This window comes from Paenarthrobacter ureafaciens (assembly GCF_004028095.1).
Classification (GTDB): domain Bacteria; phylum Actinomycetota; class Actinomycetes; order Actinomycetales; family Micrococcaceae; genus Arthrobacter; species Arthrobacter ureafaciens.
The window spans coordinates 878,889-889,489 of the sequence record NZ_SBHM01000007.1; the positions used below are offsets into that span (position 1 = coordinate 878,889).

7 protein-coding genes are annotated in these 10,601 nt (G+C 62.6%); 2 read left to right on the plus strand and 5 right to left on the minus strand.

The window, feature by feature from the left end; translation table 11 throughout:
- Window positions 1-62: 62 nt before the first annotated feature.
- From AUR_RS08280 to AUR_RS08300, 5 genes are all read right to left on the minus strand, one after another.
- Window positions 63-2,111 carry a glycosyl hydrolase family 28 protein gene (locus AUR_RS08280; protein ID WP_062098357.1) on the minus strand — a complete coding sequence of 683 codons (2,049 nt, stop codon included), beginning with the start codon at window positions 2,109-2,111 and terminating at the stop codon, window positions 63-65.
- Between the two features lie 221 nt (window positions 2,112-2,332).
- The gene (locus AUR_RS08285) at window positions 2,333-3,148 is read right to left on the minus strand and encodes an IclR family transcriptional regulator (protein WP_021473934.1); all 816 of its coding nucleotides are present in this window, start codon (window positions 3,146-3,148) and stop codon (window positions 2,333-2,335) included.
- A 107-nt stretch (window positions 3,149-3,255) separates the two neighbouring features.
- Window positions 3,256-4,512 carry an aminopeptidase P family protein gene (locus tag AUR_RS08290; protein WP_062098358.1) on the minus strand — a complete coding sequence of 419 codons (1,257 nt, stop codon included), beginning with the start codon at window positions 4,510-4,512 and terminating at the stop codon, window positions 3,256-3,258.
- Window positions 4,513-4,543: 31 nt separating this feature from the next.
- Entirely contained in the window at window positions 4,544-5,905 is a 1,362-nt protein-coding gene (locus AUR_RS08295; protein ID WP_021473932.1) for an MFS transporter, read from the minus strand.
- A gap of 1,298 nt (window positions 5,906-7,203) precedes the next feature.
- The gene (locus AUR_RS08300) at window positions 7,204-7,875 is read right to left on the minus strand and encodes a GntR family transcriptional regulator (protein WP_062098360.1); all 672 of its coding nucleotides are present in this window, start codon (window positions 7,873-7,875) and stop codon (window positions 7,204-7,206) included.
- Between the two features lie 152 nt (window positions 7,876-8,027).
- Here AUR_RS08300 and glyA point away from each other — a divergent pair, with 152 nt between their 5' ends.
- Window positions 8,028-9,377: a serine hydroxymethyltransferase gene (gene glyA / locus AUR_RS08305; protein WP_062098362.1), complete on the plus strand. Its 1,350-nt coding sequence runs from the start codon at window positions 8,028-8,030 to the stop codon at window positions 9,375-9,377.
- A complete protein-coding gene (locus AUR_RS08310; RefSeq protein WP_021473929.1) occupies window positions 9,374-10,594 on the plus strand; it encodes a sarcosine oxidase subunit beta family protein in 1,221 nt (406 codons plus the stop codon). Before glyA ends, AUR_RS08310 begins: the two co-directional genes overlap by 4 nt.
- Window positions 10,595-10,601 lie beyond the last annotated feature (7 nt).

Here is a 10,601-nt window from a genome sequence, read left to right on the forward strand (position 1 = left end):
CGGCCGCTTCCTTTTCGGGGCGGCCGCCGTCCTGTTGTGTGTCACTAAGTGCCAACTCCGCATCACTTGACGGGCGGGCTCACATTCGTGAACGTGTTCCCGGTGGAGTAGCCGTCAAAGCGCCAGGGGTTGGCGTTGTTCCGGACGCTGTGGAACGTCACCCCGTGGAACGCGGAGTCCGTGAGGCCCTTGATGTTGGTGGGATTAACGTTCCGGAACACCACATCCTGGAAGGTGAACCCGCTGAGCGTGGCCGTCCCTTCACCCAGGGCAGGCCCCGCCTGGATGTCGATCACCGGCTTGCTGTCGGAGACGGCCATGCCGCACGTGGGTGAGTTGTTGCCGTCCACAGACACATTCTTGACCTTCACGTTTTTGAAAGTCGCGGAATCTGCTGCGACGTACCCCGACGGCGACTGGTTGTAGCTGAGCGTCATGATGAACGCGCTGCTCCCCATGCAGGCCATGGCCGTATCACGGAACAGGAAATCCCGTCCGCCGCCTGCCATGTCCGACGTGCTCTTCATGCGCAGTCCGCCGGTCTCCACCTTGTACATGACGTTATCCTCGGCAAGGACGCGCTGAACCCACGCCGCCGTGTTGGAACCTACGGCAACTCCGCCATGACCCATGCGCATGTAGTTGTTGAAGATCCAGACGTCCTCGCTGGGCCGTCCTTGTGCGCCGTATTTTCCCTGTCCGGCAGCAAAGTTGACCTGGTCATCCCCGGTGTCGAAGAAGTTGTTGAGCACCATGCCGTTGCTGGTGCCACCGAATTCCAAACCGTCGCCGTTGTTGGTGTTGTACGTCGTGTGGCGCATCCCGTTCACCGTAGTGTTTTGGCTGTCCAGGATCATCACGCCGTGGAAGGCCGGGTTATCGGCCGTGATTCCCTCAAGGTAAAGGCCTTCCACGCCCATGAAGGTCATCAGGCTTGAGCGGTACTGGCCGTAAAGCACGGAATCCTCCAGCGTTTCCGGCTTGTTGACCACTCCCGTCAGGAACTCCGGGTGTTCCTTGGCATTGCGGAATTGGGCCGCGGCGAGGAGACCGTCATCCAGAACCTTGCCGGCCGAACTGGCAACGTACTGCGGAAGCACATTTCCCGCTTCGTCCGTGATGGAGCCCTCCGCGGTCCGCTTCCACCCGTTGCCGTCCACGACGCCCTTGCCGGTAATGCGAACGTTCTTCGCGACAGCTCCCGGCTCACGGCCTTCTGCCGAACGCCCATTGTCTGCCGGCAGGACGTTAAGGAGCGACGGCGGCCTGCGGAAGTTCCGGTATTCGGTTTCTTCGGGAGCGGGGTCGGGGACGGGATAGAGGTAATAGCCCTTTTCCAGCGGGTAGTCCTCCGGCCTGTCCGAACCCAAGAGCCTTGCGCCTTCTGCCAGTTCCAGCGTCATGTCCGAATGCAGGAACAGGGCACCCGTTTTAAAGGTGCCCGCTGGAACCACCACCGTGCAGCCCGGGGTCCGGCAGGTATCGATTGCCTTCTGGATTGCCTTGGTGTTGAGGGTCTGACCGTCACCCACGGCCTTGTAGGCGGGGTGCGCGATGTTCACGCGGTGGCGTTCGGGAGTGGTGGTCACCGTGATCGGACCACTCGAAGGGGTCTCGGTTCCGTCCTTCCTGATGCCGGTGACGCTGAACTGGTAGGTGGTCCGTGGCGCCAGCCCAGTCACCGTGAAGTTGTGGGCCACGGTTTTCGCATGGAACCCGTCCCGGTCCGCAGCCCGGAAAGCATCAATGTATTCCTGTGCTGGAGAATGGGTCTTCGCATTTTCCTCGGCCGTGCCCAGCGGCTGGCCGTTGATGTAGACGCGATAGTCCACCACGTCGTCGTATACGCCTGGCTTGTTCCAGACGAGCAAGGTCTTGTTGTGCTCCGTGGCTTCGGCGGGGACGCAGAGATTCTGCGGCGCGCTGCCGGTTGTGGCGATGAGCTGGACACTGGCGCTGGAGCAGGCCGGAGAGTCCGCCGAACCAGGCTCGTTCGCGGGAACGGCGCTGGCTGGACTTCCCAGCGCACTGAGCGACGCCAGGCCCAGCGCTGTAGCCAGGGTGGCCACGCCGACCCTTCGCAGGCGTTCTCTCTTGTGGGTTCTCTGCATGGATGATCCTTCCCTGGGCACAACAATGTGACCCAGTCCGGGAGCGCCTGAGGCACTCCGGCATGGACAAGCAAGGGCAAGAAAACGTTTTCTCACAACACCCTAGGAAGGAGAACGGCGCAGGTCAAGTAGTTGGCCCTCACGCCGAGATGGCAGTTAATAGGTATGTTGCGGCCTCGGACTGTCATCATTTGCCATCTCGACGGTGGCCTGGGGCCACGTCAGGCGGGAGGGCGCCCACCCAGGCGCGACGTCACCTTGGCCGCCGCATCCGCGCAGGCTTCTCCGAGACTGTTGAGGGTGTCCTGCGAGACGCGGAACTTCGGGGCCGGGATCAGCACCGAAGCCACGATGTCGCCGCGGTGATCGTAAACGGGCGAGGCAACCCCAACCTCCTCGATGGAGGTTTCCCCAAAATTGACGGCCCATCCGCGCTTCGATGTTTCCTCCAGACGCCGGAGGTACGACTCAACGGCGTCGGCATCCAGGCTGGGCAGTGTGACCGAACCGCTGCGGAGAAGACTCCGGACGCGGTCCTGGTCCTCGGCGGCGAGGAACACCTGGACCGAGGAACTCAACGCTTCGCTGTAGCGCGCCCCCAGCGGGGCAAGGTGTTTCACCTGGTGCCGGCTCGGGATCTGCTCCACGCACATGGATTCGACGCCGTTCCACACCATGAGTGCGCTGGTCTCGCCTGTCCGCTCGGTCAACTCGCGGAGGACGGGATAGGCCACGCGCCGCTCTTCGAGTTCCGCCAGGAGGGGGCCCGCCATGGCGATCATTCCCAGCCCCAAGCGGAACCTGCGCGAATCGACGTCGCGCTCTACCAAACCCTCTTGCTCCAAAGTGGCCAGTATCCGCGAAACGGTGCTCTTATGCAGTCCGACGCGGCCGGCAATCTCAGTGACTCCGAGCAAAGGTTCCTCGGCGCTGAAACTCTTCAGCACGGCAATGGCGTTAACGATGACCGACGTGCCTTTGCCGTCGCCGTTAGTGTTGCTGCCGTCAGGAGTCTCGGTGGATTCGGTGGGAGTCATGGGTCTCACTATATTTCGCTGCAGCGGTTGAACCGGTACCGGTTTGCCCGGCACTGGGCCGGGACGGCCGGCGGACGCCGTGCACTGCGTCCGCCGGCCGCACCACGCTAGGCTCCGATGATGTTGTACTCGGGGCCGAACGGGAACTTGGTGATGTTCTCCGCGCCGTCCTCGCCCACAACCAGGATGTCGTGCTCGCGGTAACCGCCGGCACCGGGCTGGCCGTCCAGCACAGTGATCATCGGTTCCATCGAGACCACCATGCCCGGCTCCAGCACAGTCTCGATGTCCTCACGGAGTTCCAGCCCGGCCTCACGCCCGTAGTAGTGGCTCAGCACACCGAAGGAGTGACCGTAACCGAAGGTCCGGTTCGCGAGGAGTCCGTGGCTGACGTAGATCTCGTTCAGTTCGGCAGCGATGTCCTTGCAAACGGCGCCGGGCTTGATGAGTTCCAGGCCACGCTTGTGGACCTCGACGTTGATGTTCCACAGCTCCAGCGAACGGGCATCGGGCTCACCGTAGAACAGGGTCCGCTCAAGCGCCGTGTAGTAGCCGCTGGTCATCGGGAAGCAGTTCAAGGACAGGATGTCGTGTTCCTGGATCTTGCGGGTGGTTGCCCAGTTGTGGGCGCCGTCGGTGTTGATGCCGGACTGGAACCACACCCACGTATCGCGGATTTCGGAGTTCGGGAACGTCCGGGCGATCTCGTGGACCATGGCTTCGGTGCCGATCAAAGCGACTTCGTACTCCGTGATTCCGGCCGTGATGGCGTTGCGGATGGCCTCGCCGCCAAGGTCGCCGATGCGGGCGCCGTGCTTGATGACCTCGATTTCCTCGGTGGACTTGATCATGCGCTGACGCATCGCAGCCTGGGCAACATCCACCAGCGTTGCATCGGCGAACGCCGCCTGGATCTTGTTGCGGTTGTCCAGCGGCAAGGAGTCATCTTCGACGCCGATGCGGCGCGGCTTGATGCCGCGGGTGCGCAGGACTTCCTGGATGGCGTGGATGTAGTTGTCGCGGCGCCAGTCCGTGTACACGAGGTTCTCGCCGTAGCTGCGGCGCCAAGGCATGCCGGCGTCGATATTTGCCGTGATGGTGACGGTGTCATCCTTGGTGACCACCATCCCGTAAGAACGGCCGAAGTAGGTGAAGAGGAAGTCGGAGTAGTACTTGATGGAGTGGTAGCTGGTGAGGACGACGGCGTCGAGGTCCTTTTCTGCCATGATGCTGCGGAGTCCGGCGAGACGGCGCTCGAACTCGGCGTCGGAGAAGGTCAGCGACACTTTCTCACCGTTGTTGAGGACCTTGAGGCGCTCGAGCTTGGCGACGTCGTTGACAGCCTCGTTCTGCGTGATGGTCATGATTCTTTCCTTTCAATGGGGTGTGGTTGTTTCAGTCCTGCTGCAGGGGCTTGCGGGAAGTCTCTGCGGCGAAGAGGACTGCGATGAGGGAAACAAGGGAGGCGGCGACCAGGTACCAGCCGGGTGCCAGCTGGTTGTGTGTCATGCCAATGAGGAGGGTAGCCATGAACGGGGCCGTGCCACCGAACAGGGCGTTGGAGAGGTTGAAGCTAACCGCGAACCCGGTGTAGCGAACCTTTGTGGGGAAGAGTTCCGCCAGGAAGCTGGGCAGGGTTCCGTCGTTCAGGGTGAGCATGCCGCCGAGGAGGATCTGGACGAAAACAATCACCGCGAAGCTTCCGGAGTCCAGCAGCATGAAAGCCGGGACCGTCAGGACGCTGAACAGCACCGCTGCGATGATGAGCATCTTCTTCCGGCCGAACCTGTCCGAAGCAATGCCCGTGAGGAAGATGAAGCCGATGTAGCTGGCCAGGGCAATGGTGGTTGCGAGGAACGATTCCGCCGCACCGAATCCCAATTCCTCCGAGAGGTACGTGGGCATGTAGCTGAGGATGACGTAAAAGCCGACGGCATTCAGCAAGACCGCTCCAGTAGCGATGACGAGCTGCTTGCGGTAGGTCCTGAACATCGCAAATGCCGGGGCCTTGACTGCGTGGTCTGTCTCGGCGAGCTCGCGGAAGGCGGGCGTATCCTCCAGTTTCGTCCGGATGTACCGGCCGATCAGGCCCATGGGCGCTGCCAGGAGGAAGGGAAGGCGCCAGCCCCATTCGTTGAGCTGCTCCGCGCTCATCACGGAGGTCAGCAGCGCGGCCAGAAGCGACCCCAGCAGCAGTCCCGCCGCAGTGCTTGCAGGTACGACGGCGGCATAGAGTCCGCGCCGATGTGCGGGCGCGTACTCCACCAGGAATGCGGAGGCTCCTGCATATTCGCCTGCTGCCGAGAATCCCTGCACAACCCTGACCAGCAGGAGCAGGATCGGCGCCATGACGCCGATGGTTGCGTATCCCGGGATCAGTGCGATGCAGAAAGTTGCAACCGACATCAGCAGGATGGACAGGGACAACGCCTGCTTGCGTCCGATCCTGTCGCCGATGTGGCCCCAGATGAAACCACCAATGGGTCGCACAAAGAAGGAGATCGCAAAGACGCCGAACGTTGCCAGGAGTGCTGTTTGACGATCGGACTCCGGGAAGAAGACGGTCGAGATGATTCCGGCAAGGTAGCCGTAGACGGCGTAGTCGAACCATTCGACGAAGTTGCCGATGAAGCTAGCCGTGACCACGCGACGTCGAGTGTCCTTGCTAACCGAAATTTTGGGGGCGGGTGTGGTTCCCTGTCCGCCGTTGGACAGGTCTTCCGATACGGCCGCCACCGGGTTGGATTCGTTACTCATGTTCCACCAAGTTGATTGGGGTTGCATTGAACGCAACGCTGTTGCACCAGACTAAGTGTGAGCGGGACCACGGTCAAGGGTGAATTTTTTCTGCCCGAGAACTATCCGAGAAATGTCGTCGCTACGTTCCATCGACGACGGGCAGGAGAGTGCCCCCAATCTCCCTCGACTGCTGTTGTTGCACTTGTATCAACGCAGTTGCACCGAAAGGCACAGGCTGGGCACAAATGCCTCCAATATCTCCCGCCATCCCCGAACGCTCTCTCACATCCCACCCCCTTTTTGGACCTTCCTCTCTCACACCCCACCCCCTTTTTGGACCCGGAACCCTGGCGGCGGTAAACAACTGGTGGAGAGCGCCGGGCAACGAGGGGCTGAGGCCAAAGCCGACCAGGTTGGCAACCACAAGTCATGCCTCGGAGTCACGGCCGTTCCGCCCCGCTGCTTGCCAATGTTCAGGACGCAGCTGCCAGGAAGGGTAGAGGCCGACTGTCGAGCCCTACGCCAGACCGAGAGAGCAGGCCTGGCGTGACGGGGCGGTGGGGTGCAATCGTTTTGTGCCGCGACGACCCACTTTGAGGACAGAGGACGCCGACACGCCGGAAATTTGGGGGAACCTGCGGGGAGGACGGCCGAATGTGGGTCGTGGCGGTACGCAGCCCCAAGAGAAGTTCAGATCCCGCGGCCCGGGGGTACAGCCAGGTGATAGAGCAAGCCGGCAAAAAGGGCGGGACGTGATAGCGCGTCGGACGACGACGGCGGCAGGAAGTAACAGTGCCGCCGGCCCGTTCCGCCACGACCCACTTTGAGGACAGGGGACGCCGACACGCCGGAAATTTGGGGGAACCTGCGGGGAGGACGGCCGAATGTGGGTCGTGGCGGTACGCAGCCCCACGAGAAGTTCAGATCACCCGCGACCCGGGGGATACAGCCAGGTGATAGAGCAATCCGGCAAAAAGGGTGGGACGTGATAGAGCGTCGGACGACGACGGCGGCAGGAAGTAACAGTGCCGCCGGCCCGTTCCGTCACGACCCACATTGAAGGCGCCGGACGGTGACACGCCGGAAAATTGGGGGAACCTGCGGGCAGGACGGCCCAATGTGGGTCGTGGCGGTACGCAGCCCCACGAGAAGTTCAGATCCCGCGGCGCGGGGGTACAGCCAGGTGATAGAGCAAGCCGGCAAAAAGGGTGGGACGTGATAGAGCATCCCGGCAAAAAGGGTGGGACGTGATAGAGCATCCCGGCAAAAGGGGTGGGACGTGATAGAGGGGCGGGAGGTGATAGAGGGAGGGTGGGTTAGAGGACCTTGCGGATGGTCTCTTCGAAGCTCACCACGTGGTGCATGGCCAGCTTGGCAGCGAGTTCCTCGTCGCCGTCGGCAATGGCAGTCAGGAGCTCGGCGTGCTCGGAGATGTGCCCGGAAACCGAGGGCATCTTTTCCAGCATGTGGCACCAGATACGGGTGGCGAGGTTGTCGTACCGGATCAGGACGTCCTCAAGGTGGGCGTTGGCTGAGGCCTTGTAGATGAGCCGGTGCACCTGGATGTCGTAGCGCATGAGCTCCTTGGAGGAGGCATCCTGGCCTTCGAGGTCACGGATGGCCGCGGCCACGGCGCGCAGCTCGTCCCGCATGGCAGGGCTGGCCATCCGCGCCGCTTTGCGCGAGGCCAATGGCTCCAACAACTCACGGATCTCGGAGACTTCCGCGAGCTGGGTGATGTCCACACCGGTGGCGAAGGTGCCGCGGCGCGGATAGGACACCACGAGGTGGTCGCTCTCAAGCCTCTTGATCGCCTCGCGTACGGGCGTGCGGCCAATTCCGAGCTCGGCCGCGATCTGGCCGTCATTGATGGGATCGCCCGGCTTGATGTCCAGCATGATGAGCCTGTCGCGCAGGAGCAGGTAGGCGTTCTCCGCGAGGGATGCTCCCTGCGGAGCGGATTCCAGTGCTTCCAAAGCTGTGCTCATGGCCTACTCCCCGTGGTCGTATTTCCCAGTCTGCTGGACGAGTTGCCGCGGACCTGTTGACGACTATGTGATCTCCAACATACCATGGCAGAAGTTCTAATATATTAGTTGACTAACAGTCAGCAACTACAAGTACTTCTAAGGAGAACACCATGGTTGAACCGCTGATCCGCTCGCTCGCCCAAGCGGACCCGGAGGTTGATCAGGCGATCGCCCAGGAACTCATCCGCCAGCAGTCCACGCTGGAGATGATCGCTTCAGAGAACTTCGCCCCCACCGCCGTCATGGAGGCACAGGGCTCGGTGCTCACCAACAAGTACGCCGAAGGCTACCCCGGCAAGCGCTACTACGGCGGCTGCGAACACGTTGATGTGATCGAACAGCTGGCCATTGACCGCCTGAAGTCGCTCTTCGGGGCCGAATTCGCGAATGTACAGCCGCACTCCGGCGCCCAGGCCAACGCCGCTGCCATGCACGCGCTGATCACGCCGGGCGACACCATCATGGGCCTCAACCTCGCGCACGGTGGACACCTTACCCACGGCATGCGGATCAACTTCTCCGGCAAGCTCTACAACGTCGTTCCATACAGCGTGCGGGAAGACACCCACACCATCGACATGGCAGAGGTGGAGCGCCTTGCACTCGAGAACAAGCCGCAGCTGATCGTTGCCGGCTGGTCCGCCTACTCCCGCCAGTTGGACTTCGCGGAGTTCCGCCGCATCGCCGACTCCGTTGGCGCCTACCTCATGGTGGACATGGCCCACTTCGCCGGCCTGGTGGCAGCAGGACTGCACCCGAGCCCGGTCCCCCACGCACACATCGTCACCAGCACCACCCACAAGACCCTCGGCGGACCCCGCGGTGGCGTCATCCTCACCAACGACGCCGACATCGCCAAGAAGGTCAACTCGGCAGTGTTCCCCGGACAGCAAGGCGGCCCGCTGGAGCACGTCATCGCCGCGAAGGCCGTCGCCTTCAAGTTCGCGTCCGAGCCTGAGTTCAAGGAACGCCAGGAACGCGTCCTCGAAGGCTCCAAGATCCTGGCCGAGCGCCTCCTCAAGGAAGACGTTGCAGCCGCCGGCATCTCCGTCGTCAGCGGTGGCACCGACGTCCACCTGGTCCTGGTTGACCTTCGCAACTCCGAACTCAACGGTCAGCAGGGCGAAGATGCGCTGCACCGCATCGGCATCACCGTCAACCGCAACGCCGTTCCTTTCGACCCCCGTCCGCCGATGGTCTCCTCCGGCCTCCGCGTGGGCACCCCGGCACTGGCCGCCCGCGGTTTCGGCGCCGAAGAGTTCACCGAAGTTGCAGACATTATTGCGACGGCGTTGATCGCCTCGGCCGGCACCGGCACCTTGGATGACCGGACCGCCGTCGAACTCCGTACCCGCGTCACCGCGCTGGCGGAAAAGTTCCCGCTTTACCCGCACCTTTCCAACAACGGCAATGGCGCCGAATCCGTACTAGAAGCAGAAATGATTGGAGCAGCCCAGTGAGTGTCGACCACCTCCCCGAACACCCTGACTTCCTCTGGCGCAACCCGGAACCCAAAAAGTCGTACGACGCAGTGATCGTCGGCGGCGGCGGGCACGGCCTGGCCACCGCCTACTTCCTGGCAAAAAACCATGGCATGACCAACATTGCCATCCTGGAAAAGGGCTGGCTCGCCGGCGGCAACATGGCCCGCAACACCACCATCATCCGCTCCAACTACCTCTGGGACGAGAGCGCCGCCATTTACGAGCACGCCCTCAAGCTCTGGGAAATCCTTCCCGAGGAACTCGAATACGACTTCCTGTTCAGCCAGCGCGGCGTGATGAACCTCGCGCACACCCTGGGTGACGTCCGCGAGAGCATGCGCCGCGTGGGTGCCAACCGCCTCAACGGCGTTGACGCCGAATGGCTGGAACCGGATCAGGTCAAGGAACTCTGCCCCATCCTGAACACGAGCGACAACATCCGCTACCCGGTCATGGGCGCCACCTACCAGCCGCGTGCCGGCATCGCCAAGCACGACCACGTTGCCTGGGCATTCGCCCGCAAGTGCGACGAAATGGGCGTTGACATCATCCAGAACTGTGAAGTCACCGGCTTCATCAAGGACGGCGACCGCGTCACCGGCGTCAAGACCACGCGCGGCACCATCAACACCGAAAAGGTGGGCCTCTGCGCCGCCGGCCACAGCTCCGTACTGGCAGAAATGGCAGGCTTCCGCCTTCCCATCCAGTCCCACCCGCTGCAGGCACTGGTATCGGAACTGCACGAACCCGTCCACCCCACGGTGGTCATGTCCAACCACGTCCACGTGTATGTCTCCCAGGCCCACAAGGGTGAACTGGTGATGGGTGCCGGCGTCGACTCCTACAACGGCTACGGACAGCGCGGCTCCTTCCACGTGATCGAAGAGCAGATGGCGGCAGCCGTGGAACTGTTCCCGATCTTCGCCCGGGCTCACGTGCTCCGTACCTGGGGCGGCATCGTGGACACCACGCTGGACGCTTCCCCGATCGTGGGCCTCACTCCGGTGGAGAACATGTTTGTCAACTGCGGCTGGGGAACCGGCGGCTTCAAGGGCACCCCGGCAGCGGGCCTGACCTTCGCCCACACCATCGCAACGGGTGCACCGCACAAGCTCAACAAGCCCTTCGCACTGGAACGCTTCGAGACCGGTGCCCTCATCGACGAACACGGCGCCGCAGCCGTGGCCCACTAGGAAGGCA